At 64.5% G+C, this 27,000-nt stretch carries 30 protein-coding genes, 7 tRNA genes and 1 riboswitch; of the genes, 19 read left to right on the forward strand and 18 right to left on the reverse strand.

What is annotated here, in order from left to right:
* Positions 1-3: 3 nt before the first annotated feature.
* The 9 genes from MUG94_RS07255 to MUG94_RS07295 form a co-directional block, all read right to left on the reverse strand.
* Positions 4-966 carry a VOC family protein gene (locus MUG94_RS07255; protein ID WP_227908584.1) on the reverse strand — a complete coding sequence of 321 codons (963 nt, stop codon included), beginning with the start codon at positions 964-966 and terminating at the stop codon, positions 4-6.
* A gap of 306 nt (positions 967-1,272) precedes the next feature.
* The gene (locus MUG94_RS07260; protein WP_227889497.1) at positions 1,273-1,530 is read right to left on the reverse strand and encodes an antitoxin; all 258 of its coding nucleotides are present in this window, start codon (positions 1,528-1,530) and stop codon (positions 1,273-1,275) included.
* Between the two features lie 116 nt (positions 1,531-1,646).
* Entirely contained in the window at positions 1,647-3,239 is a 1,593-nt protein-coding gene (locus tag MUG94_RS07265) for an HNH endonuclease signature motif containing protein (RefSeq protein WP_227908585.1), read from the reverse strand.
* Between the two features lie 213 nt (positions 3,240-3,452).
* Positions 3,453-3,526, reverse strand: a tRNA-Gly gene (locus MUG94_RS07270).
* Positions 3,527-3,551: 25 nt separating this feature from the next.
* Positions 3,552-3,623 (reverse strand) — tRNA-Val (locus MUG94_RS07275).
* Between the two features lie 44 nt (positions 3,624-3,667).
* Positions 3,668-3,741: transfer RNA gene (locus MUG94_RS07280), tRNA-Gly, on the reverse strand.
* Positions 3,742-3,778: 37 nt separating this feature from the next.
* Positions 3,779-3,850 (reverse strand) — tRNA-Val (locus tag MUG94_RS07285).
* Between the two features lie 23 nt (positions 3,851-3,873).
* Positions 3,874-3,947 (reverse strand) — tRNA-Cys (locus MUG94_RS07290).
* Between the two features lie 62 nt (positions 3,948-4,009).
* A tRNA-Gly gene (locus MUG94_RS07295) sits at positions 4,010-4,083 on the reverse strand.
* A 413-nt stretch (positions 4,084-4,496) separates the two neighbouring features.
* On the opposite strand from MUG94_RS07295, the gene MUG94_RS07300 reads away from it, so the two are divergent.
* The 12 genes from MUG94_RS07300 (at position 4,497) to ribH (ending at position 14,323) form a co-directional block, all read left to right on the forward strand.
* Positions 4,497-4,571, forward strand: a tRNA-Val gene (locus MUG94_RS07300).
* Positions 4,572-4,740: 169 nt separating this feature from the next.
* A complete protein-coding gene (locus MUG94_RS07305) occupies positions 4,741-5,622 on the forward strand; it encodes a cytochrome (RefSeq protein WP_227908586.1) in 882 nt (293 codons plus the stop codon).
* A 116-nt stretch (positions 5,623-5,738) separates the two neighbouring features.
* Positions 5,739-6,350 carry a peptide deformylase gene (def, locus tag MUG94_RS07310; RefSeq protein WP_227889500.1) on the forward strand — a complete coding sequence of 204 codons (612 nt, stop codon included), beginning with the start codon at positions 5,739-5,741 and terminating at the stop codon, positions 6,348-6,350.
* Between the two features lie 12 nt (positions 6,351-6,362).
* Positions 6,363-7,292: a methionyl-tRNA formyltransferase gene (gene fmt / locus MUG94_RS07315; protein WP_227908779.1), complete on the forward strand. Its 930-nt coding sequence runs from the start codon at positions 6,363-6,365 to the stop codon at positions 7,290-7,292.
* Positions 7,289-8,830, forward strand: coding sequence for an RsmB/NOP family class I SAM-dependent RNA methyltransferase (locus tag MUG94_RS07320; RefSeq protein ID WP_227908587.1), 1,542 nt, complete (start codon positions 7,289-7,291; stop codon positions 8,828-8,830). The genes fmt and MUG94_RS07320 overlap by 4 nt, the downstream gene beginning before the upstream one ends.
* Positions 8,831-8,851: 21 nt before the next feature.
* Entirely contained in the window at positions 8,852-9,517 is a 666-nt protein-coding gene (gene rpe / locus MUG94_RS07325; protein ID WP_227908588.1) for a ribulose-phosphate 3-epimerase, read from the forward strand.
* Positions 9,518-9,628: 111 nt separating this feature from the next.
* Positions 9,629-9,774, forward strand: a riboswitch (FMN riboswitch).
* A 103-nt stretch (positions 9,775-9,877) separates the two neighbouring features.
* Complete coding sequence (gene pnuC / locus MUG94_RS07330; protein WP_227908589.1) at positions 9,878-10,564, forward strand: nicotinamide riboside transporter PnuC; 687 nt, start codon at positions 9,878-9,880, stop codon at positions 10,562-10,564.
* Positions 10,561-11,736, forward strand: a complete 1,176-nt coding sequence (gene ribD / locus MUG94_RS07335) for a bifunctional diaminohydroxyphosphoribosylaminopyrimidine deaminase/5-amino-6-(5-phosphoribosylamino)uracil reductase RibD (RefSeq protein ID WP_227908590.1) — start codon at positions 10,561-10,563, stop codon at positions 11,734-11,736. The genes pnuC and ribD overlap by 4 nt, the downstream gene beginning before the upstream one ends.
* A 9-nt stretch (positions 11,737-11,745) precedes the next feature.
* Complete coding sequence (locus MUG94_RS07340) at positions 11,746-12,399, forward strand: riboflavin synthase (protein WP_227908591.1); 654 nt, start codon at positions 11,746-11,748, stop codon at positions 12,397-12,399.
* On the forward strand, positions 12,396-13,097 hold the full coding sequence (gene ribB / locus MUG94_RS07345) for a 3,4-dihydroxy-2-butanone-4-phosphate synthase (protein WP_423724424.1): 702 nt from the start codon (positions 12,396-12,398) through the stop codon (positions 13,095-13,097). The genes MUG94_RS07340 and ribB overlap by 4 nt, the downstream gene beginning before the upstream one ends.
* On the forward strand, positions 13,094-13,771 hold the full coding sequence (gene ribA, locus MUG94_RS07350) for a GTP cyclohydrolase II (protein ID WP_227908592.1): 678 nt from the start codon (positions 13,094-13,096) through the stop codon (positions 13,769-13,771). The genes ribB and ribA overlap by 4 nt, the downstream gene beginning before the upstream one ends.
* Positions 13,772-13,840: 69 nt before the next feature.
* Entirely contained in the window at positions 13,841-14,323 is a 483-nt protein-coding gene (gene ribH / locus MUG94_RS07355; protein ID WP_227889507.1) for a 6,7-dimethyl-8-ribityllumazine synthase, read from the forward strand.
* A gap of 67 nt (positions 14,324-14,390) precedes the next feature.
* Here ribH and MUG94_RS07360 read toward each other — a convergent pair whose 3' ends face one another.
* Complete coding sequence (locus MUG94_RS07360; RefSeq protein ID WP_227908593.1) at positions 14,391-14,858, reverse strand: universal stress protein; 468 nt, start codon at positions 14,856-14,858, stop codon at positions 14,391-14,393.
* A 140-nt stretch (positions 14,859-14,998) separates the two neighbouring features.
* On the opposite strand from MUG94_RS07360, the gene MUG94_RS07365 reads away from it, so the two are divergent.
* Together MUG94_RS07365 and MUG94_RS07370 are read left to right on the forward strand one after the other, a co-directional pair.
* Positions 14,999-15,136 (forward strand): hypothetical protein, encoded by a 138-nt coding sequence (locus MUG94_RS07365; protein WP_227908594.1) that lies wholly within the window; start codon positions 14,999-15,001, stop codon positions 15,134-15,136.
* Between the two features lie 9 nt (positions 15,137-15,145).
* Entirely contained in the window at positions 15,146-16,456 is a 1,311-nt protein-coding gene (locus tag MUG94_RS07370) for an MFS transporter (protein WP_227908595.1), read from the forward strand.
* On the opposite strand, the gene MUG94_RS07375 is transcribed toward MUG94_RS07370, so the two are convergent.
* Positions 16,347-17,345, reverse strand: coding sequence for a GIY-YIG nuclease family protein (locus MUG94_RS07375; RefSeq protein ID WP_227908596.1), 999 nt, complete (start codon positions 17,343-17,345; stop codon positions 16,347-16,349). The two genes, MUG94_RS07370 and MUG94_RS07375, sit on opposite strands and share 110 nt — an antisense overlap.
* Before the next feature lie 68 nt (positions 17,346-17,413).
* Here MUG94_RS07375 and MUG94_RS17280 point away from each other — a divergent pair, with 68 nt between their 5' ends.
* Together MUG94_RS17280 and MUG94_RS07385 are read left to right on the forward strand one after the other, a co-directional pair.
* Entirely contained in the window at positions 17,414-17,824 is a 411-nt protein-coding gene (locus tag MUG94_RS17280; protein ID WP_341482172.1) for a dihydropteroate synthase, read from the forward strand.
* Positions 17,825-17,956: 132 nt separating this feature from the next.
* Positions 17,957-19,255, forward strand: a complete 1,299-nt coding sequence (locus MUG94_RS07385) for an MFS transporter (RefSeq protein ID WP_227908599.1) — start codon at positions 17,957-17,959, stop codon at positions 19,253-19,255.
* Between the two features lie 9 nt (positions 19,256-19,264).
* On the opposite strand, the gene MUG94_RS07390 is transcribed toward MUG94_RS07385, so the two are convergent.
* From MUG94_RS07390 to MUG94_RS07400, 3 genes are read right to left on the reverse strand one after another with little or no spacing between them, the layout of a single operon-like run.
* Positions 19,265-19,597 (reverse strand): hypothetical protein, encoded by a 333-nt coding sequence (locus MUG94_RS07390; protein ID WP_227908601.1) that lies wholly within the window; start codon positions 19,595-19,597, stop codon positions 19,265-19,267.
* A 60-nt stretch (positions 19,598-19,657) separates the two neighbouring features.
* Positions 19,658-20,479 (reverse strand): phosphotransferase enzyme family protein, encoded by an 822-nt coding sequence (locus tag MUG94_RS07395; protein ID WP_227908603.1) that lies wholly within the window; start codon positions 20,477-20,479, stop codon positions 19,658-19,660.
* A 19-nt stretch (positions 20,480-20,498) separates the two neighbouring features.
* Positions 20,499-21,161 (reverse strand): maleylpyruvate isomerase family mycothiol-dependent enzyme, encoded by a 663-nt coding sequence (locus MUG94_RS07400; protein ID WP_227908605.1) that lies wholly within the window; start codon positions 21,159-21,161, stop codon positions 20,499-20,501.
* Between the two features lie 283 nt (positions 21,162-21,444).
* Here MUG94_RS07400 and MUG94_RS07405 point away from each other — a divergent pair, with 283 nt between their 5' ends.
* On the forward strand, positions 21,445-21,915 hold the full coding sequence (locus MUG94_RS07405) for a hypothetical protein (RefSeq protein ID WP_227908607.1): 471 nt from the start codon (positions 21,445-21,447) through the stop codon (positions 21,913-21,915).
* A gap of 38 nt (positions 21,916-21,953) precedes the next feature.
* Here the strand turns inward: MUG94_RS07405 and MUG94_RS07410 are convergent, their stop codons facing one another.
* Together MUG94_RS07410 and MUG94_RS07415 are read right to left on the reverse strand one after the other, a co-directional pair.
* A complete protein-coding gene (locus MUG94_RS07410; RefSeq protein ID WP_227908608.1) occupies positions 21,954-22,520 on the reverse strand; it encodes a hypothetical protein in 567 nt (188 codons plus the stop codon).
* Between the two features lie 514 nt (positions 22,521-23,034).
* Positions 23,035-23,337, reverse strand: a complete 303-nt coding sequence (locus MUG94_RS07415) for an antibiotic biosynthesis monooxygenase family protein (RefSeq protein ID WP_227908610.1) — start codon at positions 23,335-23,337, stop codon at positions 23,035-23,037.
* A 217-nt stretch (positions 23,338-23,554) separates the two neighbouring features.
* Between MUG94_RS07415 and MUG94_RS07420 the strand changes: the two genes are divergently transcribed.
* Together MUG94_RS07420 and MUG94_RS07425 are read left to right on the forward strand one after the other, a co-directional pair.
* Positions 23,555-23,860: an EthD domain-containing protein gene (locus tag MUG94_RS07420; RefSeq protein WP_227889518.1), complete on the forward strand. Its 306-nt coding sequence runs from the start codon at positions 23,555-23,557 to the stop codon at positions 23,858-23,860.
* Positions 23,861-24,602: 742 nt separating this feature from the next.
* Complete coding sequence (locus MUG94_RS07425) at positions 24,603-25,328, forward strand: hemerythrin domain-containing protein (RefSeq protein WP_227908611.1); 726 nt, start codon at positions 24,603-24,605, stop codon at positions 25,326-25,328.
* Positions 25,329-25,347: 19 nt separating this feature from the next.
* Here the strand turns inward: MUG94_RS07425 and MUG94_RS07430 are convergent, their stop codons facing one another.
* Together MUG94_RS07430 and MUG94_RS07435 are read right to left on the reverse strand one after the other, a co-directional pair.
* Positions 25,348-26,535: an RNA polymerase sigma factor gene (locus MUG94_RS07430; RefSeq protein ID WP_227908613.1), complete on the reverse strand. Its 1,188-nt coding sequence runs from the start codon at positions 26,533-26,535 to the stop codon at positions 25,348-25,350.
* Between the two features lie 22 nt (positions 26,536-26,557).
* The gene (locus tag MUG94_RS07435; RefSeq protein ID WP_227908615.1) at positions 26,558-26,965 is read right to left on the reverse strand and encodes a YciI family protein; all 408 of its coding nucleotides are present in this window, start codon (positions 26,963-26,965) and stop codon (positions 26,558-26,560) included.
* Positions 26,966-27,000 lie beyond the last annotated feature (35 nt).

The raw sequence follows: 27,000 nt of genomic DNA on the forward strand, positions 1-27,000 counted from the left end.
GGCTTAGTCTTCGTCTGTGGTGACGGGCTCGAGCTGAGACATAATGTGCTCACGCTCATGCTCAAACTGCGGGGGAAGCATGAAAGCGCGACCCAGTTCCTCGGGTGACTCATCGCAGTCCCAGCCACCGTCGTCGTGCGTGACAGCGAGCTCGAACAGCGCGCCACCGGGGGAGCGGACGTAGTGGGATTTGAAGTAGGTCCGGTCCTTCAACTCCGAAATATCGGTGTATCCGGCACCCTCTATTTCAAACTTCGCCCGTTCCTGGTTAGCCAGCGTGTCCAGATTCCAGGCGAAGTGGTGATACGTTCCGGCCCCGTAGCGCCAGGTACCCTGTTCATCCGTTCGGTTTCCGGTGAGCTCGATCCAGTTGCCGTAGTCGTCCTTGCCGACTTGGAAGCGCGCCCGCTCGCCCTCCTCCAGGATCTGTCCCCTGGCAAAGAACGCCTCGTTGCCGAAGTCGACCATGCGTTCTGCGTCGTAGACATGAATGCCGACGCCGTGGATACCGTGGATTGCCGCCTCAGGAGTTACACCATGGCCGGTGAACCCCCGGCGGGGATCCCCTGCGCTACCTACGAGCTGGTATTCGATCCCGGACGGATGACGAAATGCCACCCGCCGTTCCCCGAAGAGCTCGATCTGTTCATTCTCCACCCCGTGGGCGGTGAGCCGGCTGGCCCAGAAATCCAACGAATCGGCGGGGACCGAGAGCAGTACCTCCCGGGCCTGATTGGTTCCGCGGGTGCCATAGATCCCGTGCTGGGCCCACGGGAACGTGGTCACCACCGAAGAGGGATCTCCGTCGGCATTGGAGTAGTAGAGGTGGTAGACGGGGGTGGAGCCGTCATACAGCACGGTCTTCTTGATAAAGCGCATGCCGAGGATCCTGGTGTGGAAGTCCACGTCTTCCTGGGCCCTGCCCACAGAGAGGGTCACATGGTGGGAGCCGACGAGATATGTCATGGGAGATCCGCCTTGTCTTTACGAGGTTGCAAGGACCACCGACATACGGGTTTGTCCGGATCCAAACCTGCATATCGGTGGTATCAGCGAGACACTTGTTGTGCCCTGAGTCCCACCAACCTCGTCCGGGCGCTATCAATATCTCCCACTTCCGCCAAACCCACAAGAAGGGCGAAGGAAGCCGATGCCCGACGACCACCGTCCGCGGAACCCTCCGCACGGTCGGCAGCGGCGGGGCCCGGTTAACGACGAAGGTCCTGGCACCGCCTCGCGGCGGGACCAGGACCCTCTGTCGTGCTCTTGAACTTATACGGCCGGAGGAGTTGGTCCGGGTTCGGTTCCCGTGGCGGGACCCTGCTTGCGGTCAACCTTGTCCACCGCTTCAGAGGCCTTGTTCTGGAAGCCATCGATCTTGTCCGAGTACTTTCGACCGGTCTTCTCGTCGACAAATTTCCCCGCGTGACCGATGCCGCCCTTGATCTTGTCGGCATTCTCGCCCACAAGCTCGGTAGCCTTGTCCTTCAGCTCTCCGGCCTTGCCCTTGAGCCCGTCAAATACAGACACGGACCACCTCCTTTCACTGGGGAAACCAGACGTTTCCCGTTCACCGTCAATGATAAGCCCGCTGAGTATAAGGACCAAGGAGTGCAGCCTTGGAATTCTGGGGACTTCTCTGGACCCTAAGCCGGCGGAACCCGGTGGAGTCGGAGGGGATGGAAATACGTATTCCTCAGCGGTGCCTGGAAGGGATCCACGTAAGTTGGCGGTATGAACCAGGGGGCACCCCGCAGGACGCTGATCCGCCACTTTCCCCGATGGATCAAGTGATGGTGGAACCCGCAGAGCATTACACCGTTGTCGGTTCCGGTGGAGCCTCCATGCGAGTAATAGGAGATGTGGTGGGCTTCGCACCATGGTGCTGGTGCGGTGCATCCCGGGAACGCGCATCCGCGGTCACGGGCAACCAGCGCTCTTCTCAGGTAGGGAGGAAAGTAGCGGGATGCCGTTCCAACGTCGAGGATTCTGCTCTCCCCGCTCAGGACCACCGGGATGATGTCCGCATCACAGGCGATCCGGCGGATCTGGCAGACAGGGACGGGCCCCGCAAAAGTCAGCATCCCGCCCTCCGGTGTCCTCTGCGGCGCTGTCCTTGGCCTGTCCGAGCCTCCCGTTCCGGTCCCGTTCAGGCTCTCGCTCAGCAGGTCGTAGGGAATGACCGCCATAACCTGCGGCTTGGATCCGCCATTGTTGGGGAGCTGGCCCATGGACAGAGCCATCGCACAGGATGCGACCAAACCGTCCAGGCACTTCTGCGGATAACTGCGGGTGTCCGGCGGGACCGCGCGTTCCTTGCCTTCGAGGTCCACACAGGTGCCACCAGCGGGCTCCGGCGTGCCGACCCGCGGATTCGTTCCGGGCGACAGTGCAGTCATCAGTGTTTCAAATTGGTCCTCTGTGGCATAAATGTCCAGCCGGCGCAGTCCGCGGCAGTTGCGGCGAATAAACAATCCCTGCAATTCGGCCTTCTGTTGCTCGGTGGGCTGTGTGCCGTCCGGATCGAGGTGATTGACCCAGGCGTTGGCGACGACATTGAGGGCGTCAAGGTCTTGGCTGGCAGCAACGTCAGTCAGGCCTGTCTCCATGGCTGTCCGGTCCTCGACCGTGCCGCAGCCCTGGACGCGTTTCATCGCCAGGCTGACAAGTTGTGCTGCCTCGCCCGAGAGGCGCCCGCTTGTTGCTGCCTCTGCCAGGACGGAAAACTCCGGGTCTATGCGCTGGCCGGCTATGCCGGTCGAGGAGGTGAGCGAAGAACCCAGACGGATTCTCCGCCATGCTTCACGGCGACTAATCCGAAGCCGATGGCACAAATATTCAGCCGTGCTCTTATATTCCTGTTGGAGCTCCCCTGACGAGTCGGCCCAGGAATCGGTGGTCTCGGTCGAAATGCGTGCACGTTCGAGGGCCGCAGCGGCCATTATCTGCAGGTGATCCACCAAGCGGGACAGTTCCTCAGTGTCCGCAGCAATGGACACAAGTTCTGCGGAGGACAGCAGGGGTGCTTGTTTGTTGAAAGCCGAGACAACGGCGCGGACGGCAGGAAGGAAATTGTTGAGTCCAGCGCCCGGTGTGCGGATGCCGGCGGAAAATGTGCCGGGGGAGGGGTTCGGGGAGAGCTCGGCGGAGAGGTCGGGGGATAGGCGGTTCGGCGCATCGTTCCGGGGAAAGGCCGCTGAATCGCCGTGTGGTGCCCGGTCTCGCAGATCATCTTCCATAACTCAAGAATCGCAGTGTGGACCGGGCCGTTCGAAAGTGTTTCCGATTTTTGTGGATACAAATCTGTTTCCCACAGCAAGCCGCAACCTGTGGAGGAGATTCTAATCCCGGAGTGGAACCGACAGGATGAAGTCGACAGTTAAACGCAGAAGGAGCAGACCAAATAAATGGCCTGCTCCTTCTGTTTCGCCGCTCCAAAGAGCAGCTGTTCGAGCGGACGACGGGATTCGAACCCGCGACATCCACCTTGGCAAGGTGGTGCTCTAGCCAGCTGAGCTACGTCCGCAAAACAAGACAACCGAGGTTGTCCGTGCGCGATACTGGGATCGAACCAGTGACCTCTTCCGTGTCAGGGAAGCGCGCTACCGCTGCGCCAATCGCGCTTGAAGCATCGGAACTCCCGGGGAAGAAACGATGCGGTCAAGAGAGCGGACGACGGGATTCGAACCCGCGACATCCACCTTGGCAAGGTGGTGCTCTAGCCAGCTGAGCTACGTCCGCAAAAAACACAGTTGTGCGCCAAAACGCCAAACTGTAGTGCGCGATACTGGGATCGAACCAGTGACCTCTTCCGTGTCAGGGAAGCGCGCTACCGCTGCGCCAATCGCGCCCAAAGGGCTTGCAAATCCTCTGTGGAGGTGGGGACGGGATTCGAACCCGCGTATACGGCTTTGCAGGCCGCTGCCTCGCCTCTCGGCCACCCCACCGTGACCGCTGCGTGAGCATAGGCCGACCGGTCAGAATCAACCGGTTTGTACAGTGACTTGCGAGCGGACGACGGGATTCGAACCCGCGACATCCACCTTGGCAAGGTGGTGCTCTAGCCAGCTGAGCTACGTCCGCATGCTGTAAAAGCCGGGGTATTTGACCTCGAATCGCTTTCGCTTTTCGCGGCGAACTCCCGCTTTCCAACGAAGAAAAACTCTATAGGACTATTCGTGGTTCGTCCAATCGGGTCAGATTTGCGCCCAGGCGGCGTACGGAATCGAATCACTGCCGTCGTCGCAGGTGGGGACGGTGGATACGAGGGGTACATGTACTGCAAGTGTCGGCCAGGTTGGTTCGGCCAGGGTGGTTAGGCAGGTCCACGGGAGGTGTCTCCATCGGTCCAGGTGTACGACGGCGGGGGGCCAGGAGTACATTTGCCCAGCCTTAATCCTGTCCGTCTCAGGTCCGTTGAGCCCCGGTTTGGCCCCAGCACCGATCTGGGCTAGCATCTTTAGACGTTGCGGTTCTGAAAACGGGACGCAGCAAGGGGGCGATTGGCGCAGTGGTAGCGCGCTTCGTTCACACCGAAGAGGTCACTGGTTCGAACCCAGTATCGCCCACCAAGTACTGCAAAAGAGGTCCCCGCCCGGGGGCCTCTTTTGTTATGTCCAGGCAGCCTCCTGCAGCAGATTTGGTTCAAGCCAGCCGGTGTCGTTGCCCGCCTCACGGCCGCCTCCCGTGTCCCGGAGGGGCCCGCGAACTTCTGTCAGTGCGGGATGGCAAACTGAAGATATGACTGAACCAGCACTGGCACATTCGACAGAATTCGGGCGGATGTACTCCCGATCCCTCACTGATCCGCCTGCGGTACCGTCCATCACCACGGTCATCGCCCAAGGATCCACCTCTCTGGACGGGTGGCACGGGCACATGGCCGCCACCGCCGTCGTCAAGGATCCCCGGCTCGCGGCGAGCCTCGGCAATCCCGGTGCCCTGCGCGGCGTTGTGAAGGAAGCTGCGCGCGCGTCGGAGCGTTACCGCGACCAGGCAGCGGAACGTGGAACCCGGGTGCATTACTACTGTGAGCAGGTTTCCCTGCGCGCCCTGAACCTCCCGCATGAGCTTGAAGCGGCACGAACCGCCCTCCAGGAACACGGAGAGCATCAGTTCGCAGACCGGTTCGATGAGTGGTGGGACCTGTATCAGGTGGAACCGCTCGCTCCGGAAATCACCGTGTGGAATGACGAAGTGGGCTACGCCGGAACACTGGACCTGGTGGCCCGCATTAACGGACGCCTCTGCCTGATTGACTACAAGACCAAGAACACCGACCGCGACGGGCAGGTCAAGCCGCTGGATGACAAGGTGGTCATGCAGCTCGTGGCCGGCATGAAGGCCAAGGAGTCCCTGGTGGATGCCGGTAAGGGCGTCTGGGAGCCGTGGGCTTACGGTGAGGACCCGCTGCTGCTCGGCGTCGCCGTCGGGCAGACGGAAGTCCGCCCCATGCGCGCCAACCCGGCCGTTCTGCCGCAGCACTGGTTCAAGTTCTGTGCGCTGCGGCGTCTGTGGCAAACCTCGTACGACGTCGCTGCCGCCGGACGCGCGCTCCTGCCCATTGCGCCGCCGGCAGTGGGAGCCCACGCCGTCCGGGCGCCCCAGACCTCGCCCAGATAGGCCGTGCGCCCGGATCCGGACGCACGGGGGCGCGGTGACACGCCCGGCACAACTAGACTGGTTACCTGAGCAACACATCAGTCAGCAGTGCAGTAACAGTAAGGAACGAAACCTAGATGGCAATCCTGAACATCCGGATTATCGGCGACCCCGTCCTGCGGACCCCTGCCGAGGAGGTCACGGACTTCGGGCCGGAGCTGGCCAAGCTCGTCGCCGACATGGAAGAAACCATGGAGGATGTTGAAGGCGCCGGTCTTGCCGCGCCCCAGGTGGGCGTCAGCCTCCGGGTGTTCACCTACCGGATCGATGGTCAGTCCGGACACGTCGTCAACCCCGTCCTGGAACTGAGCGAGGATCGCCAGGAAGACCAGATGGAGGGCTGCCTCTCCATCCCCGGCCTGGGCTACCCCGTCCCACGCAGCCGCTGGACCCGCGTCACCGGCGTGGACAAGGACGGCAACCCCGTCACGCTCGAGGGCGAGGGAATGCTTGCCCGCGCCTTCCAGCATGAAACCGACCATCTGGACGGCGTGCTGTACATCGACCGGCTCGAGGGCGAAAACCGCAAGAAGGCCTTGCGTGCCATTCGCCAGGCGGACTATGACGCCATTGCCGGACGCACGACGGCGGAGCGCGCCCAGACCGTTGGCTCAGCCTTCGGTGCCGGAGCGTCCTTTGGCGGCGGCGGCACCTTTGGCGCCGGCGCAGGCACCCGCGGAAAGGCCTGACGGCCCGTGGCCATGCGCGTACTTTTCGCCGGCACCCCGTCCGTCGCCGTCCCGTCCCTGGACGCTCTGCTGGAAGCCGGTTTCGACGTCGTCGCCGTGCTGACCCGGCCCGATGCACCTCTGGGCCGCAAGCGCACCCTTACCCCGTCGCCGGTAGCCGCCCGCGCCGAGGAACTGGGCCTGCCGGTGATCCGCGCAGCAAAGATTGACGACGACGCCGTTGCCGCCATCCGTGCCGCCAACCCCGACGTTGCCGCGATTGTTGCCTACGGCGGACTTATTCCCGAGCGGGCACTGACCATCCCCGAACACGGCTGGATCAACCTGCACTTCTCCCTGCTTCCGGCGTGGCGCGGCGCAGCCCCGGTGCAGCACGCCGTCATTAACGGCGACGACGTCACCGGCGCCTCGACCTTCCTGCTGGAAAAGGGCCTGGACACCGGGCCCGTGTACGGCCAGCTGACCGAGACACTGCACCCGGAGGACACCAGCGGTGCCCTGCTGGAACGGCTTTCGCACAGCGGTGCCGTGCTGCTTGCGCAGACGCTCAGCGCCATCGAAGCCGGCACCGCGCACGCCGTGCCGCAGTCCGGGGACATCACCCTTGCCCCCAAACTGACGATCGACGACGCACGGGTGGACTGGAGCCAGCCGGCCCTGGCCATCCGCCGCCGGATCAACGGCGTCACGCCGGAACCGGGAGCCTGGACCACCTGGGACGGTGCCCGCTTCAAGATCGGCTCGGCGGTGCTGCGCCCCGATATTACCGATCTGGCCCCCGGCCAGGTCCGCTTCAGCGGCGGCGCGCAGGCAGCAGCCGTTGTTGGCACCGGTTCGTCCGGCCTGGAACTGGCGCAGGTTCAGCCCGCCGGCAAGAAGATGATGCCGGGGGCCGATTGGGCCCGCGGCCTGGCCAACCGTGAGGACGTGGTCTTCGAATGACCCCCCAGAGCAGCACCCCGCAGAACAACACGCCCTCAGCCCGTTCAGCCCAGGGCAACAAGGCACGCAACGAAAAGGGGCACGAACGCAGCCGACCCTCCGTGCGCAGCTACACCAAACAGGCGCCGGGCCAGCGCACCCGCGCGGCGGATCCGGCGCGCCTGGTGGCCTTCGAGGTGCTCCGCGCCGTTTCCGAGGACGACGCGTACGCCAACCTCGTGCTGCCCAAGAGCATTCGCAAGCACCAGCTGGACAAGCGCGACGCCGGTTTCGCCACCGAACTGGCCTACGGCGCCCTGCGCGGCCAGGGAACCTATGACGCCATCCTGGCCAAGTGCGTGGACCGTCCGCTGGAGAAGCTGGACCCCGCCGTGCTGGATGCCCTGCGGATCGGTGCGCATCAGCTGCTGGCCATGCGCGTCCCTGCTCATGCGGCCTTGGACCAGACCGTGGGTCTGGCCCGCGCCGTCATCGGTGCCGGACCGTCAGCACTCATCAACGCCGTGCTGCGCAAGGTGGCAGCACGCGACCTGGACACCTGGCTCGAAGAACTTACCCGCAATGAAACGGACGCTACCAAGCGCGCCGCCATTGAACACAGCCACCCCGAGTGGATTGTCCGCGCCCTGCGCCAGTCCCTGGTGGCCCACGGCCGCAGCGTCGAGGAAATTACTGACCTGCTGCAGGCGGACAACGACGCTCCCGTAGTGAACCTTGTCGCCCTCCCCGGACTCGGCAGCCTGGACGAAGCCCGCGAAGCCGGAGCCGTGGACGGCGAACTCGTGGTGGACTCGGCCCTCTACTCGGCCGGCGACGTCGGACGCCTGGACTCCGTCCGCGCCGGCACCACCCGGGTCCAGGATGCCGGCTCCCAACTGGTGGCACGCGCCCTGGCGGCGGTGGACATCGGTGACCGGACCGCCGACGGCAGCCGCGACGGCGAGCAGTGGCTGGATCTCTGCGCCGGACCCGGCGGCAAGGCGGCTTTGCTGGCGGCCCTGGCCAATGAGAAGGGTGCCATCCTGCTGGCCAATGAGCCGGCGGCCCATCGCGCCAAGCTGGTCCGACAGGCGCTGGAGGCCGTGCCGGGGGAGGTCTGGGACGTGCGCACCGGAGACGGACGCAGCATCGCCGAGCAGTACCCGGAGACCTTCGACCGCATCCTCGTGGACGCACCGTGCACGGGTCTGGGCGCACTGCGCCGACGGCCGGAATCGCGGTGGCGCCGCAAGCCCACGGATGTGGGGGAGCTGGGTGCGTTGCAGCGTGAACTGCTGACCGCAGCGGTGGACGCCGTGAAGCCCGGCGGCGTGGTGGGCTACGTGACCTGCTCGCCGCACCCGGCGGAGACCACCGCCGTCGTCGCCGATGTGCTGCGGCTGCGCAACGACCTGGAACTGCTGGACGCCGGTGCCGCGCTGGACAACGCCAGCCTGACGGGGAATCTGGGCGCCGGACATGAACTGACCGCGCAGCTGTGGCCGCACATCCACCAGACCGATGCGATGTTCCTGGCCCTCATCCGCCGCAAGGTCTAACCCGTCCTCTAAAGGAGAACCATGAGCACGTGCTGCATCAACCCGAGCATCCTCTCGGCCGACTTCGTCAACCTGCAGGCTGAACTCGAGCGGATCAGCACCGCCGATGCCGTCCATGTGGACGTGATGGACAACCATTTCGTCCCGAACCTGACCATCGGGCTGCCCGTGGTGGAACGGATCCAGCAAGTGTCGGCGCTGCCGTTGGACGCGCATCTGATGATTTCCGACGCCGACCGCTGGGCCCCCCTGTACGCGGAACTGGGACTGGCATCGGTGACGTTCCATGTGGAGGCCGCCGCGGCCCCGATCAAACTGGCACGGGACATCCGGGACCGCGGCGCCAAGGCAGGCATGGCGCTGCGCCCGGCCACCCCGGTGGAACCGTATCTGGACATGCTTTCGGAGCTGGACATGCTGCTGATCATGACCGTGGAGCCGGGATTCGGCGGGCAGAAGTTTCTGGACGTCACGCTGCCCAAGATCCGCCGTGCCGCAGACGCCGTTCGAGGCTCGAACCTGCCGGTGGCCATCCAGGTGGACGGCGGAATTTCCGCGGACACCATTGAGCGCGCTGCGGAGGCCGGTGCGAACGTCTTCGTCGCCGGATCGGCCGTCTACGGAAGCGGCGATCCGAATGATGCCATCAGCAAGCTGCGCGCCGCCGCGGAGGCCGTTTCGCGCTAACGGCTCGTACCGACGTCGTGCGCCTTCCCGCGCTATGTGACGAATATTACTTTAAGCTTCACGCAAATTTCGCGAGTGTTCCGTGCGGCTGTGTAACAATGGGTCTTATCAATCGTGCTCCGGGGTCGGTGTAATTCCGAACCGGCGGTTATAGTCCGCGACCCGCACTGCAGCTCCCCAGCCTGGGGAAATGCAGTGCGGTTGAACTGGTGAAATTCCAGTACCGACAGTTAAAGTCTGGATGGGAGAAGCACGTGCAGTTTGTTGAACCGACGGTTAACGTCCCCTCAAGCGGGGACCCAGCTGTCGATGCACCGTACTGTCGTACCCCCGGAGCCGCCGCTCACGGATAGGAACGACATGGATTTATTGCGGTGGCTCTTTGAAGCTCAGGTGCCGGTGGGATCTTCATCCCTGCTGGTCCGCGAGGTCGTAGGCAATGTTTTCGGGCTCCTCAGCGCCCTCGGCGGCATGCGCCGCAAAGTCTGGGCCTGGCCGGTGGGCATCATCGGCAACGCTCTTCTGCTCACCGTCTTCCTTGGATCGCTCTTTGGCGACGCCGACTCGGCAACGCTGCTGGGTCAGGCCGGACGCCAAATCATGTTCATCGCGGTGTCTGTCTACGGCTGGCGCCGCTGGCAGCAAAGCCGCAACGACGGCGGCACCGCGGTCACGCCGCAGTGGGCCTCCGGCAAAGAACGTCTGGGCCTGGTGGCAGCCCTGCTGATCGGAACGGTCGCCCTCACTCCGGTCTTTGCCCGGCTCGGATCCTATGAGCCGGTGTGGGCCGACGCTTGGACCTTTGTGGGATCCCTCCTCGCCACCTATGGCATGGCCAAGGGCTGGGTCGAGTTCTGGCTGATCTGGGTGGCAGTGGACATTGTGGGAGTGCCGCTGCTGTTCAGTGCCGGTTACTACGCCACGGCCTTCATGTACGTGTTCTATGGCATCTTCACGCTGATCGGGTTCTTTGTCTGGGCTAAAGCCAAAAAGGACGAGAAGCCCGAAGTTGAGACGGTGATGCCGGATCCCAGGGTGATGCGGTGACCGGCGCGGGCAGGGACGCTGGCGGGATCGCGGCCTCCGGCGCCGAAGAACGCAGCGCGGCCGAACGCAGCGCCATGGCTCTCGCACTGGACCTGGCCCGAAAAGGCGTCCGCGGCGCCAACCCCCTGGTTGGCGCGGTCATCCTCGACTCCGCGGGGGCAGTCCTGAGCAGCGGCTTCCACCGCGGTGCCGGGACCCCGCATGCGGAAGCCGCTGCCCTCGCCAACGCCGCCGCACAGGGTGTGGATGTCTCCGGGGCAACCATGGTTGTCACCCTCGAGCCATGCAACCACACCGGCCGGACGGGACCCTGCTCGCAGGCGATCATCAAGGCCGGCATCTCGCGGGTGGTGTACGCCGCAGCCGATTCCACCGCTGAAGCGGCCGGCGGAGCCGCCGCGCTGGCCGATGCAGGCATCACGGTGCGCGGCGGCCTCATGGCGGCCGAATCAGGGGACCTCAATCACCGCTGGATCCGTGCCGCACAGGAAAAACGGCCCTTCGTGACGGTGAAAACCGCACAGAGCCTGGACGGCCGGACGGCAGCCGAAGACGGCACCAGCCAGTGGATCACCGGCACCGCGGCCCGCGCCGACGGACACGTGATCCGCTCCCGGGCGGACGCCGTCGTCGTCGGGACCGGCACCGTGCTGGCAGACAATCCGCGACTGACCGCACGGAACGCCGAAGGCGAGGATGCCGGGCAGCAGCCGCTGCGGGTGGCAGTGGGACGCCGGCCCGTTCCGGCAGACGCGGCCGTCCGCGGAACCGACGGACGATTCCTGCAGCTTCCGCAGCACGATCCGGCGGAAATCTGCCGTGAGCTGCACGGGCGCGGGGTGCGCCACCTCATGATCGAAGGCGGTGCCACGGTGGCCGGCGCCTTCCTGCGTGCCGGGCTGGCGGACGAACTGGTCGCCTACGTCGCGCCCGTCCTGCTGGGAGCCGGCACTCCGGCCTTCGCCAACCTCGGCGTGCACACCATCGCCGATGCCTCCCGCTGGCGCTGGGATGAGACCGACGGCGGTGCCGCCCGGCTGGTGGGCACCGACCTGCGGCTGCGGCTTGTTCCCCTGCTGGCCGGAAGGATCCCAGCCGCCGGACCTCCCACCCCCGAACTTCCCACCTCCGAACAACACACCCCCGAACTTCCCACCACCGAACAACCGTAAGGACGATTCGTGTTTACCGGAATTGTGGCTGAACAGGGCAGCGTTGTATCCCTGGACCGGAATACCGCTGATGATTCCGCAGTGCTTGTCATCAGCGCTTCCGTAACCGGCGAAGGCCTTGAGCTGGGCGGATCCATCGCCGTGAACGGCGTCTGCCTGACGGCCACGGCCCTGGACGGCGACCGGATTTCCCTGGACGTCATGGGTGAAACCCTGGACCGGACCACCACGGGCACGCTACAACCGGGAACCAAAGTGAACCTGGAACGCTGTGTGCCCGCCGGCGGACGGTTGGATGGCCATGTGGTGCAGGGTCACGTGGACGGTGTCGGGAAACTTCTGGAACGGGAGAACCTCGGCAACTGGGACCGGCTGCGCTTCGCGGTGCCGGCGCAGCTGGCACGCTATATCGCCGAGAAGGGGTCGATTGCCGTGGATGGCGTTTCGCTCACCGTCACTGAAGTCAGCGACGCCGGCGACCCGCAGCAGTGGTTTGAGGTCGGGCTGATTCCGACCACTCTGGCAGAGACCGGCCTGGGGGCACTGGAGCCCGGGGCGGCGGTGAACCTGGAAGTGGACGTGCTGGCCAAGTATGCAGAGCGGCTGCTGGCCTTCGCCAACCCGAAGAAACCTGCCCACGCTGCGGAAGGAGACGGCGCATGAGCATCCGGACCAAGCATGCGGAAACAGCCGTTCCGCAGGACATGATCCTGTTGGACGGCATTCCCGCCGCGATTGAAGCCCTCGGCGCCGGACGGGCCGTCGTCGTCGTGGATGATGAGGACCGCGAGAATGAGGGCGACATCGTCTTTGCCGCCCAGCACGCCACGCCCGAACTGATGGGATGGACGGTCCGTTACACCTCCGGCGTGATTTGCGTGCCGCTGCCCGGGTCCTACGCGGACCGGCTGAACCTGCCGCCCATGACCGCCGTGAATGAGGACGCCAAGGGCACCGCCTACACGGTGTCCTGCGACGCCGCCGTTGGCGTGACTACCGGCATCAGCGCTGCAGACCGGGCCACCACGTCCCGGGTGCTCGCGGATCCGGGCGCGTCGGCCTCCGATCTCCACCGTCCCGGACACGTGTTTCCGCTTCGCGCGCACGACGACGGCGTCCGCGGCCGCCGCGGGCATACCGAGGCGGCGGTGGAGCTGGCCCGGCTGGCAAACTGCAGCCCCGTGGGCGTGATTGCCGAACTCGTCCACGACGAAGGATCCATGATGCGGTTGCCGGCGCTGCGCGCGTTTGCCGACACGCACGAGCTGCCGCTGATCTCCATCGACGATTTGGTGGCGTACCTTCACAGTCAGGCCCGGCCGATTGGGGATAGCGCAGATAACGCGGAGGACCGGCGGTGAACGCGGCTGAGAACCTGTCAGCCGGCGTCGTACCCGGTCCCGAAGTCCACCTGCCGACACCCTATGGCGACTTCATGGCCCAGGCTTGGACCGATCAGCGCACCGGGGCAGAGCATATGAGTGTTTCCGCGCCCGGATCGGGCATTCAGCAGGACGCCGCCGGCGCCGATGCCGGCGGGAGCCCCGTGGCGCCGCTGGTCAGGCTGCATTCCGAATGCCTGACCGGTGACGTTTTCGGTTCCTACCGCTGCGACTGCGGCGAGCAGCTGGAACAGGCGCTGGAGCTGATTCACCTGCACGGCGGCACAGTGATCTACCTGCGCGGGCACGAGGGTCGGGGGATTGGCCTGGCCAACAAGCTGCGCGCCTATGCCCTGCAGGAAGCCGGCGCTGACACAGTGGAAGCCAATGAACAGCTGGGTCTGCCCGTGGACGCACGCGACTACCAGGCGGCCGCTGAGATTCTGCATGAACTGGGCCTGAACCGGATCCGGCTGCTGAGCAACAATCCGACCAAACGCGACCGGCTGCATCAGTACGGCATCACTGTGGCGGCGATGGTGCCCTCGGAGGTGCCCATCCGGGCCGAAAACGAGCGTTACCTGCAAACCAAGCGGGACCGGATGAACCACCGGCTGACCCTGCTGCGCACCCAGCCGGTCCAGCAGGGCTAACCGCACCTACCAGGACCGAACTTCACCACAAGAGCCTCGCAACCATTCTCACCATCAGGAGAAAGCATCATGAGCGGACACGGCGCACCGGACAATGACCTCAGCAACATCAAGGCGAAGGGCCTGGATATCCGGGTGGCCATCGTGGCCGCCAGCTGGCACACCGAAATCATGGACGGACTGATCAACGGCGCCCTGCGTGCCGTGGAGGATGCCGGGCTGCTGCCGAAACTGATCAGGGTTCCGGGAAGCTTCGAGCTTCCCGTTGCCGCGGCCCGCCTGGCACCGCACTTTGATGCAGTGGTGGCCCTCGGCGTCGTCATCCGTGGCGGCACACCGCACTTTGACTACGTGTGCTCAGCTGCGACCACCGGGCTGACCGACGTCAGCATCGGCACCGGCACTCCGATCGGCTTCGGCGTGCTGACCTGCGACACCGAACAGCAGGGCCTGGACCGGGCAGGACTGCCGGGCTCGTCCGAGGACAAGGGATATGAGGCGGTGGCGGCAGCCGTGAACACCGTGGCAGCCCTGCGCGGCGCCGGGGTCTAGGACTTCAGCGGTCTAAGACTTAGCGGTCGAGGAAACGGGGGTCCAGGGGCGCGGGGCCGCCCGTATTTCACGATGCTGCAGAAGGCTTTGGACGGAAGATCAGCACCGGGCACCGCGCATGGTTGACGACTTGATGCGAGACCGCGCCGAGATGCAGGCCTTCGAATCCGCCGTACCCGCGTGCGCCGACAACAACAAGATCTGCCTCCCTGGCGGCGTCTACTATTGCCGCGGCGGGTGAGCTGTTGTGAACAACCTGGCCCGTGGCGGACGCGCCCTTGTCTGCCGCGAATTCCAGCGCCTGGGCATTCAGCTTGCCGGCGTCTTCCTCGGGAGCAGGTGCGACGGCCAGTCCACCCACAGCAGTCTCCAACACCTCCGGATACCATGCAAACGGCGCCTTGCTCCAGACCGTGATCAGCTGGAGCCGGCCGTTGCGCAGACGCGCCTCATCAGCGGCCCAGTGCAAGGCAAGCTTTGAGTCGGGCGAGCCGTCAACGCCAACAACAATGGTGAACGGGCTGCTATCGGTCATCTGTTCTGTACCTTTCGTCGGCCTCACTGAGCATCGTAGACCGGCGTCGGCGCGGTGGTCAGGGGCGATGCTGTTTCCGCTGCCCAGGATCCGGAAAACGGGTGCGGGAAGGCCGGGCTGTCCGCAGGAAGAACACGCTCATGCCGACATCCAGCCGTTCGCCCTCCGGACCGTTCGCCCTCCGCGCCGTAGGACAGGGTGGAGCTTCGTCCGGCGGCCAGGCGGCGGGACCCCGCGGGTTGGTGCGCCGCGGCACGCATGTGCATGTGGCGCTGTAGGCTCGGCTGATGTCTTTTGGCCGAGCATTTTCGTTCTTGTGGGGTGCAAACACCGCCTCGAACCTGGCTGACGGGCTGGCCTTTGTGTCCATTCCGCTATTGGCGGCATCCCTGACCGATGATCCGCGCTGGGTGGCGGGACTTGCCACGGTGTACGCCCTGGTGCGGCTGCTCGCCGCGCTGCCCATAGGGGTATGGGTTGACCGTGCCGATCGGCGCAGGATCCTGGTGGCCGTAAATCTTTTGCGCGGCGTCGCGGTGGCAGCACTCGCGCTGTGCGTCCACTTCGGGGTTGGCGGGCTGCTCCTGCTGTACCTGGCGTTTGCAATCATCGGCACCCTGGAAAGTGCCGCTGACAACGCCACCGTGTCACTGGTTCCCGGCATTGTCGGGGAGCGGAACCTGGACCGGGCCAACGGCCGCATCTCGGCGTCACAGATTGTCGCTGACGAATTCGCCGGCCCGCCCCTGGGAGGGTTCCTGTTTGCCTTCGCTGCGGCGGCACCGATTTTTGCCATGGCCGGGCTGTGGGCCGCAGCGGGTTTCCTGGCGCTGGCGCTTCCCAAACGCCCGGCAGCGCCACCCGCCACCACACCGTTCGAACGGACTGGGGTGTGGAAGGAAGCTGCCGCGGGCACCCGGTGGCTGGCGTGGCACCGCACGGTCGGAGGACTCGCGCTGATTGGCGCTCTGGCGAGCGTCGGCTACATGCTGCCGTTCTCAGTGCTGGTCCTCTTCGCGCAGCAGCAGCTCGGCGTCAACACTGCAGGCTATGGAATGATTCTGGCGACCTCGGCACTGGGCGGTTTGGCCGGATCTTTTGCGGCACCCCGGATGCGCGGAAGGTTCGGCTATCGGTGGACGATCGCCGCGAGTCTCCTTCTGGGCGCCGGTTCCCTGACCGCGTTGGCTGCCACGCACAGCGGCGTGGTGGCCGCTCTGCTGCTGGCCGTCTATATCTTTCATGCCGTGGTGTGGGGGATCTGCGCCACGTCGCTCCGGCAGCGTCTTGTGCCGGACGAATTGAGAGGAAGAGTCAACGCGTCTTCGCGGGTGCTGGGTTTGCTCGGACTCGCCCTTGGGTCAGCGCTTGGCGGCGTGCTGGCAGCCGGAAATATTGCCCTGCCGGCACTGGCTGGAGGTCTGGTGTTTCTGGCGTGCTCACTTGTCGCTGCGTACCTGTTCCGCGACCTCGGGCGGACAGGCTTCCCTACGAAAAGCGAGGAACTAGTCCCTGGCGCGCGCGTTCCAGTAAATCCGCGGCCAGGGGCTGGTTGTGGAAACGTGCCAGCGGAGCAGACCCCTGGCGCATCACCGTAATGACGAGTTGATATACCGCGTCCAAAACATCCGGGTCGCTGAGCAGCTTCTGCAAGGTAGCCAGATCCGGGACCCGGACCGTCTGCACCCCGGCTACAGCCCGGTAACGTCCCGTTGTAATGACCTGCGGGCTGAGACCTGCCCTCAGGAGGGCATGAACGAGGGTCGTTCGGCTGAAGTTTGGGGCGGCATTGAGGAAGCTTGGATAGAGGACAGTGCTGGGAGTGACTTCTTCGAACACCCGGAGGATTTCCAATCGACCCGCACTTAGTGCCAGTAAACGGCGCCACCCCGGCGCACGATTGGTCGAGGGCAGTGCAGAGACAGACCACAAAAAGGATTGCGATTCTGTCGGACTCGGTATTGCTCCTCCGATCAGCGCGGCCGTGGCGTCGGCCAGAAGCTCGTAGGTGTCCGTCCTAAGTAGCGATTCAAATTTTGCCTGTCCGCCTGTGTTCTCCGCTGCGACGGATGGGGGTGAAGTGACTGCCCCACGCCGCGCCCGTTCCCAGGGCAAGGCCAAAGAGCTTCCGGGCGAGATGGTGACGTTGACATCCCTGTCACCGCCCGGCCGATTAGTCAGCAGTTTGTTCCGCAGCGGTCTGATTTCCTGTACGTGCTGAATAGCAGCAAGCTCCAGCTCGTCCAATTGTTCCGGCAGACAGGGGGCGAAACGGACCGTAACAGCATCGCTCCAACGCCGGCGGTGTGCAGCAAGCCGTGTGCGGGTGGACACTGATTGGCCGACGTAAGAGTAGCCGTCAGCAAAGTCGATCCAGTAAATGCCCACTGACGGGCTTGTCTTTGCAAAGTACAAGGCGAGAGAACCTCTGTCTTCAATGACGTGCTCACTGAATCTCAGACCTGGAAGGGGGCGAAGTCGGTTCATGAACGAAGGCTATACCGGCATTCCGACATGGTCCTGTTCCGGCAGGGCCTTCGCCGTAGGATGCAATCATGAGTTTTTCCCGCTTGGTACCGAATCTTGAAACCAAGGGCACCTCCAGAAACGCCCAGGGTCTCGGTCGGACCGCCGGCCAGTATGAACCGCTGCTGCTGCACCCGGTCCGGCAGATAGGGGAACGCACCCTGGATTTCCGCCGGCAGGTCGCGCTCATAACCATCATCAACCGCACCCCGGATTCGTTTTACGACGCCGGACGCACCTTTGCGCTGGACGCCGCGGTGGGTGCGGCGGTGAACGACGGCGCCGACTGGGTGGACATCGGCGGTGTCCCCTTTGCCCCCGGACCGGCCGTGGAAGCGGCAGAGGAAGTCGCCCGGGTGGTCCCCGTCATCGAAGCGGTCCGGGCACGCAACTCTTCGGGTCCTTCCAAGCTGCGGGTCTGGTGGACGAACTGTGCCTGACGATCAGTCCCCTTCTTGCGGCGGGCAGCGCTCTGCGCATTACGTCCGGGGCGCCCGAGGCTGTGCCGCCGAGTCGCCTGGAACTGGCACATGTCCTCCGCGGCGGCGACACCCTTCTCCTGCGGTACCGCAGTGAACCGCCCGCCTGACGCCGCCGGGGGACCGGCCGCCCTCGACGAAGCCACCCGAGCCCGCGTACAGCGCCGAACCTTGACGGTGGTCATCATGAGTCAGGTCCTCGGCGGGGCAGGGCTGGCCGCCGGCGTCACGGTCGGTGCGCTGCTGGCGCAGGAGATGCTGGGATCGGACGGCCTCGCCGGTCTGCCCGCCGGACTTTTTACCCTGGGCTCCGCGCTGACCGCTTATCTCGTGGGACGGGTTACCCAGCGATCAGGCCGGCGAGTGGGGCTCGGGGCTGGTTTCGCCGCGGGCGCGGCCGGTGCCTTGGGAGTGGTCCTGGCCGCGGTCGTCGGCAGTCCGGCGCTGCTGTTCGGCGCCCTCTTCGTCTATGGAGCGGGCACCGCCACCAACCTGCAGGCCCGCTATGCGGGCACTGATCTGGCGCTGCCGGCGCGGCGCGGCCAGGCGATCAGCATTGCCATGGTCTCCACCACGCTCGGCGCGGTGGCCGGGCCAAACCTGGTCACGCCCATGGGCCGCTTCGCCGTCGGCCTGGGCATCCCTGCCCTGGCGGGTCCCTTCCTGCTGGCCGGTGCAGCGTACCTGGCAGCCGGCGTCGTACTGCTGGTGCTGCTGCGCCCCGATCCGTTCCTCCTCGCCCGCAGGCTGAATGCGAAGGAAGCCGACGACGACGCTGCAGCCGCGGGTGCCGGTGCGCCGGTTCCGACGCCGGCGAGACCGGGAAACGGAGTGTACGTGGGCGCAGCCGTGATGGTGCTGACCCAAATCGCGATGGTGGCCATCATGACCATGACGCCGGTGCACATGCGGTTCCACCATCACAGCCTGGCCGACGTCGGCCTCGTGATTGGCATTCACATTGGGGCGATGTATCTGCCGTCCCTGGTGACCGGCGTGCTGGTGGACCGGGTGGGCCGGCTTCCCATGGCGGCGGCTGCGGGCGGAACCCTGCTGCTCGCCGGTGTCACGGCAGCCCTGGCGCCGGGGGAATCGCTGGGGCTGCTGATCCTTGCCCTCGCATTGCTGGGCCTTGGCTGGAATTTTGGCCTCATCGCCGGCACCGCGCTGGTGGTCGATAACACCGCAGCCGAAATCCGTCCGCAGGTGCAGGGCAGAATCGACGTCCTGGTGGCGCTGGCAGGAGCAGGCGGAGGCATGCTGTCAGGCGTCGTCATGGCCGGTACCGGCTACGCCGCGCTGGCGTTGTCCGGCGGCATTCTGGCACTGCTGCTCATTCCGGTGCTGCTGTGGGCACGGCGTTCAGCGGTGGTGGCTGCCCCGGGCCGGTAAAGAAGGTGATCAGCGGATGGGCCCTGAATTTGGATCATCTTCGACGCGCGATGTAACCACGGACTCGCTGGCATGCTGGCTTGTTGGGTTGCCTGGAGCGAAGCCGAACATTCGTGACTGGACGGACGCTGAGTCGAGGAGGGGAGCCGCAACTCTCGACCGCCAGTTCCGGACACCAGACAGCAGCCGAATCAGGATAAGCACCCCGAGCGCCCAGCCAAGTGAACTGGTCCACCCGCCAAGATTCTGCTCAGTCAGCAGATCGATGACCATGAGGAGCGGTAATGCTCCCAACAGCAGGACCGTGGCGGCTGTCAGCAGACGCGAGAGATTTGGGGGCATAAGCTCACTCTAGAGCGTCAATGACGATCGGGGGACCGGGGACGGTTTTGTCTGACAGCTCTACCGGAGAGCGTCCCGCAGCGACCCCGCGATGGCGTTGAGCCAACGGTCTGCCCGGGGCAATTTGTCCTTCATTCCTTCGTCCCACCACCGGCGGAAAACAGGATCCGAGTCCGCGGCGGCCTTCATGATGGTTTCGGAATTCCTTTGGCGGCGGAGCGCCAGGTCAACGATCTGGCTCCTCTGCACGTCATCCATCCCATAGGCATCAGCGAAAATCCTGACCCGGCGTGGGACGTCGACGTCGGAGAGCGCAGGTCCGCGATCCTGTGGATGGCAGAGAGGCGCCCACCAGTACAGGGCGTTGACGACGTCGGCCACCCGGGTTGTGGGTTTGGCCAGATCAAAATCGATCAAGGCCACCGGCATGCTGTCGCGAAAGACGACGTTTCCCGGACAATAGTCCTGATGAGCCACGAGTTCCGGCTTCTCAAACAGGGGCTCTATCGCCGGGTGCGGGGATCCGGGAATCGTCCCGAAGACGGCATCGGTGGGAGGGATCCAACCCTCGGCGGCGTCATGCGCCCGGCGAATCAGCCGGGCAAGCGCCGCCAGCTGCTCGTCCCCTACAGCCCAGTCCGGAAGCGGTTCCATGGGCACGTCACCCTCGACGTAGCTCAAAACCTCCCGACCTTTTGGATCGTACCCATGAGGAATGGGTGCTCCCGTGAAGCCGCGGTCCCTAAGGTGCGAAAGAAACGCATGAATGGTGGCGGTTTGGGGCCGGGCCGGCCGGTGAACAGTGTCCCTAATCCGGTAGACCTCGGTCCAGCCGTCCCCTTCGAGCAGCACCTCGTCGGCCGTACCCTGGTTCTCGGTCACAGGTGCCTCCGCTTTGCCGTCATTGGTTCAACTTCTGTACGAATGCTGCGGCACCTTCGCCGGAGAAGTCCCGTCTATCAACCGGGCGGCCGGAGACTGCCATCAAAAGTGCCAACGCGCTTCCTAGGACCGCTGGGCCGGAACCGTGCTCAAACCCCGAATCGGAAGCCTGCAAACGGAATCCGGCGGCACGTTCCTTGCCGCCGCCCATGGAGATGCCGGTTTTGAGCTGATAACTCAGTGCCTCCTCGGTCGATTCTCGCGGGTAGCGATGCACGAGCCCCAGAGGTCTCCGAATGTCCTCACCGTGCACGATGGCTTCAACAAGCCGGGTTGCCAGTGCAGCAGGCGGCGTTTTGGTTGCCTGCCGGATGCGGCGGAACTCGGCCAGTGTTGCTTCCGGGCTGGCGGCACGTTCCCGGATGATGCCGCGTGCGTTGGCTCCGTCAAAACTGAATTTCGCGGCAACCATTTGACGGACAAAGGCGAGGCGAGTTGTCTTCGCTGTATCGACAAGGTGGGCTACGACGTCGTGAATGTCCCAACCGGGGCAGAGAGACGGCTGCGCCCATTGTTCCGGGGTGAGCGACTCGAGATCGCTGATGAGGGACTGGCGTTCGTTGTGGACAATTCGCCACACCACCGCAGCTGTTGGTCTGGAAGACGTTGGTCCGGAAGGCATGGGGACATACAACCACGAGTCGACACCTGTGTGCGTCGTCTAGTGGCTACTGCTGATCCAATGAACAGGAATGTCGAGGTCGGAGGGCAGAAGCGTGGAGGGGCCGGGGGGAACTCGCTGAAGGGGTGCGGGGGCTGACTATGACTTTCGCGCCTCAAGCAGGCACGTGCTCCGCGCGTTTTCGGGGGCTCGGATAGATCGGCATGAAACATCATGCTCACCATGTCGTCCATTAGGGTGTGTCCAAGCGATAAACAGAACACATTTAGAGATAGGTCCAGGAATGGCTAAAACGCCCGAGATGTCCGCCGCCATGCCCGAAAAGCTTCTTCGTCCGCGGGCGGCTAATGTGTGGGGCGCCGTTGCTTTGGTCTTTCTCCCGGCATTCGTAGTGCTATTCGTCGGCTGGGAAATAAGCGACGCCGTAGGCGGCAGCCGCGACCTGGTGGACAATCTGGGACTTGTGGTGATGTTTGCGGGGGTAGCAAACGTTATCCGCGTGGTGATTTCCAACAAGCAGGAACTCTGCCGCCGCATCGCTGAGAATCTGAGCCAGGAACACGCGATCACGGTGCTGTACCCGTCACTGTTGATCGACACGGGTAGGTTCAGCGGAGGGTTGACGCGACGTAAGGTTCAGGCCGTCGATGAGTATCGCCGGCCGTTGCTCGTCACGTTGAGCTTGGACGACACCGGAACAAAAGTCATCCCCACATTCCACGACGTGGACGGGCATCCGGTACGCGGGCGCTGACCCCTGCTCGGCTAGCAGGAGTCCTGCATTGCTGTGTCTTACTCCAGGCCGTAGACGCGGACCGGATCCCGCTCGAGGATGCGGTCGCGCATTTCGATCTTGAGGACTTCCAGATGAGCCAGTTCGGCGGCTGATTTGTCCGGCTTGGCCGTCAGCTCGATGAACTCATCCGTTACAATACCGTCATCCAACAGCACGCACGTGACCTGAGCCTCGCCGGAACTCACCTCGAAGACGTAGCGGGCAAGAGTATTGCCACGCTCCGGGCGGGCCAGTTCCGGAAGCACTGAGTAACGGTCTCCGGTGACCGCACGGGTCACAAGCTCGAACGCATCCCGGGCGCCGGGACCGGCAAACGGGGTCCGCACCCTGATGTCGCGGCGCTCAACCCGGCCGTTTGCACTGCGCGCGGCGAGCTCAGGCAGCGCCCGTCCCAAAGCGGCGAAGGCGTGCGCCACGCCGCCCGGGAAGCCCGGTCCGTGGTACTTCATGCAGTCGGCAAAGGTGAAGTCCAGCTGCACGCCGTCCTCCCACAAGGTGAGAGTCCGGGCCGGGTTGGGGATCGGCGTCGGGACGGGACGCTCGGGTGTGGAGTAGTTGCTCATTCTGCTGCCTTGGGTTCAATGCTGGGCGTAAGTGCTAAGGGCCATCAATTCTACCTAACCGTTAGCAGGGATTTCGGCACTGTCCTGCACATCTCCGACGGACAGGAAGGCAGGACCAGACTCCTAATCCAAAAGGACCTCAGCACTGTTGTCGGGTCCACCGCCGTCAGGCACTGTGGAGCCCCGCCTACCTGAAACGGAGAGCATCATGGCAACAAGAATCACCTTCGTCATCGACAACCCCACTGATCCCGACGCCTTCGAATCCGCATACAAAGGCGTTAAAAACAGCGCGAAGCAGCTGCCGAAGCTGCACCGGTACGAGGCCTGCCCACCGGACCCTGGACCTGTACTTCGACAGCTACGACGACTCATCAGCCGCAGTGACGACCACGGCGGCTGCAGACTTGTTCGGTCAATTGACCGCCACCGAGACACCTTTTAAAGCATTGTTTTCCGACATCGAAGAAAACTAACGCGGGGTAGCCGCGGCTAGGAGGGGACCGGCGTCGGCCTAGGCTGCGGTGTCTTTGATGACGGTGTAGGAAGCGACAGCGTTGGGTGCCTGCATGCCCGGAGCCTGGTCATCGGAGTGCGAGGCCTTGAAGGAATCCGATTTCAGCCACGCGAAGAAGTCTTCCTTGGAGTCGAACTCCATGGTGGACAGGTAGGTGTTGCTCTTTCCCTCGGGACGCATCAGCGTGCTGCGGCCCAATCCCGGGACGCCTTCAAGGTTCGTCATGCTGTCGATGAAGGCCTTTTCGAAGGCCTCAGCCGTTTCCGGACCAACTTCCAGGGTATTTACGACTACGTACATGTGTGTCCTTCCAACGGTGTGAGCACCGGACAAGGCTGCCCGGCATTGCAATTATACCGACACCTTGTCAGTAAGTACCGCAGGTCCTTTCCAGGCGCACCGAATCGTCGTGGCTCCGGGGGCTTGAAGGGACTTGAGTGAGGACGCTGGACAAGCGGTCCCGGCACCCGGAGACTACTAACACTCCGACAGCCGGCCCCATGAAAAGGATGATTCCATGCCCACCAAGATCACGTTCATCATCGACAATCCTGCCAGCCCGGACGCATTCGAGACCGCCTACAAGGGCATTGCGGACAGTGCCAAACAGCTTCCCAAGCTGCGGAGGTTCGAGGGCGGAAAGGTCTGGCCGAAGGAGGACGGCTCGCCGACACCCGCCCACCGGACACTGGACCTGTACTTTGACAGCTATGAGGATGCCTCGGCTGCAGTGACAGTGCCTCCGTTCGCGGAACTGATCGGTCAGCTCAAGGAAACCGGGACCACCTTCAAGGCGCTGTTCTCAGCGGTGGAAGAAGGGTAGCGACGCGCAGCCCGGCGACTAGAGGCTGTTGCCTTCGTTCTTCGCAGCGGCGGCCTCCCGGGCAGCGAGCCGCCGCCTGAGGTTAAAACCCACTGAAAAATAGGGCGATCGTCCCGCCAACTGCACCGGCAAGTAATAGGGAAACCGAGGTTAAAAAGGTGCTTAGGTTTGGATGCTCGGATCGGCGGATCCAGAAATCAAGCACTGCCCCCAGCACCCCAGCCCCAGCCGGAGCACGCCATCGGCAAGCCCCACGCCATCGGCAAGCCCCACGCCGTCGCGAACCTCTGCCCGCTCCCCGCGAGTACAACCGCGGCTCCCGTGCCGTCCGCACCGATCCATGCCGCACCGGCGACGCTGACCGCGGAGGATGTGCAAAGAATCATCGCAGACTACCATCAGAACAGTGCTGACTTGGCGCACACGGTTTTCGACAACGGGGATGGCACATTCGAGGTGAAGGTAACTTCGCGTTCCATAGCTGCACAGGGAGGGACCGGCACAACTTGCCTTTATGTCGTGGAACAGAGCGGAAGCTTCGCGCTCAAGTAGGGTCCGGCGGGACGGTGCCCGCGTGCCGCGCGCGGTCTACATGTGCGCCCGCAGCTGAGGTTCTGCCCTGCAGGCTGAAGCTCACCGTAACTCCGCTGGCTTTAGGTATTGAGCTGTTTCAGGAACGACTTTAAAATTCTTTTGCGGGGATGGCCTCGGTCTTACATAAAATCTGTAAGGGGCAAATCCAATGGCTGACTTTTTTACGGCCCAGCCGGGCGAGACAGCGGCTCCATTGCCGCCGGGGCCCATCCTGTGCACCGGATCGGCAGGTATGCGGCGCGTTCACCGCTTTTTCCTTTGGGCCTACGACGAGGCACCCGGCCTGGTACGGTCCACCGATACCGGCGATACCGCTCGCGCCGCATACGTTGGAGAAGTACTTGGAAACTTCGACGGAGTGCTTCACATCCACCACGAGGGCGAGGACCTGCTCATGTATCCCCCACTGGCTGGTCGGGCACCGGGGTGCGCACTGCACATAGCCCAGATGCTGGAGCACCACCGACAGGTGGGGGAGCGGCTTGACCGCATCGAACCGGTCCGTCAACGCTGGATGGAGACGGCGGGTGCGGAGGACAGCGAGGAACTCGCTGACCTCTATGAGGGCCTGTCCGCTCTGCTTAAAGTGCACCTGCGCCGCGAAGTCACTGAGGTGATGCCTGTTGTGGACCGGGTGCTGAGCGAAAAGGAAATGGACGCGGTCGGCCAGCACGGGATTGAACAGTTCGACAAGAAGTTCTTGGTGGGCTACCTCGGCATGATGATGGCTACGAATCCTCTGGATGACCAGAAGGCCTTCTTCAAGGAAATCCCCGCGCCGGTCCGTCTTGCCTACCGCCTCGTCGGGCGCAGAATGTATCGGCGACAGTATTCGACACTTTTTCCCGGACGAAAAATCCCGGAGACACTTTAAGCCTGCGGGACCTGCCGATTTATGTGCCTAGCCGGGGCGGTGCCGCGCCAGTGTTGAGCCGGGCCACCTGCAGGGTGAGGTGGTAGCGTTCGGCCAGATTGGGTGCCAGCAGGGCGGCCTCTGCGTAGAGTCGCGCAGCTTGTCCCGTATCGCCGGCGCGCTCGTGCAGGTACGCCCGCGCCGCGGTGTGCCGGGGGAGTGCGGGATCCAAATCCGCCAGCGCTGCGAGTCCGGCGCGCGGTCCGTCCGCTTCTCCGACGGCGACGGCGCGGTTCAGCTGGGCTATCGGGCTGCCGGTGAGCCGGACCAGTTCGTCATACCACCCCACGATCTGCGGCCAGTCCGTTTCCTCCGCCGTCAGCGCGTCCGCGTGCAGGGCGGCGACTGCAGCCTGCGCCTGGTATTCGCCCAGCCGGTCCCGGGCCAGCGCCCGCTGCAGGATCTCCACCCCTTCGGAGATCAGGTCGGTGTCCCAGCGGCCGCGGTCCTGCTCGGCCAGCGGCACAAGCCTCCCGCCGTCGTCAGTCCGCGCCGGGCGGCGGGCGTGATGAAGGAGCATCAGAGCCAGCAGGCCGTGGACCTCGGGATGGTCGATGCCGGCGGCCAACTGCCGGGTCAGCCGGATGGATTCGGCGGCCAGGTCAATGTCGCCGGAGTAGCCCTCATTGAATACCAAATACAGGGTGCGAAGCACGGCGGCCACGTTGCCGGGCGAGTCGAGTCGGACCCCGGCAACGGTGCGCTTGGCCCGGCTGATCCGCTGCGCCATGGTCGCCTCGCCCACCAGATACGCGGCGGCGATCTGCCGGGTAGTCAGCCCGCCCACCGCCCGCAGGGTCAGCGCCACAGCCGACGGCGGAGAGAGGGACGGGTGCGCGCAGAGAAAATACAGCTGCAGCGTGTCGTCGCTTTCGCCCGCGTGGCCCGGTCCGGGCTCGGCGGCGACGGTGAGTTCACGACGACGCCGGGCGGTCTCGGCGCGGGCCGCGTCCAGGAACTTCCGCCACGCGGTGGTGACGAGCCAAGCCTTCGGGTTCCGCGGCCGGTTGTCCGGCCAGCAGCGCAGGGCTTCGATCAGGGCGTCCTGCACCGCGTCCTCGGCCGCCGCGAAATCGGCTCCGCGGCGGACGAGGACGGCGATGACCTGCGGAGTGAGCATGCGGACCAGACGCTCGTCCACCGTGCCGGACTCCATGGTGTCTCCCATGGATCCTCCCTCCCCGGCCTGCCTATTCCGTGATGGTGATGGGCGAGCCCAGGAACGGCCGCAGCTCGATCCACTCCTGCAGTGGCTGTCCGCCGGAGGCGGGGGCGGCGGATAGTTCTCCCGCGAGTTCGACGGCGCGGTCATAGTCGTCCACGTCGATCACCATCCAGCCGGCAATCAGGTCCTTGGTTTCCGCGAACGGGCCGTCTGTCACCGGCGGCCGGCCCTCGCCGTCGTAGCGTACGAAGGTGCCCTCGGGTGCGACGGCCTGCCCGTCGATGTACTCGCCGTTGGCCTGCAACCGATCGGCGAAGTCCTGCATGAACTGCATATGGGCTGAGACTTCCTCGGGCGTCCACTGGTCCATCGGCACGTCATTCAGGGGTGCCGGCGCGCCGCGGTAATGCTTGAGCAACAGATATTTGGCCATGACGGTCTCCTTGGTCTTTGGCGACACCGGGTCGC

Origin of the sequence: Arthrobacter gengyunqii (assembly GCF_023022985.1) — a bacterium.
Classification (GTDB): domain Bacteria; phylum Actinomycetota; class Actinomycetes; order Actinomycetales; family Micrococcaceae; genus Arthrobacter_B; species Arthrobacter_B gengyunqii.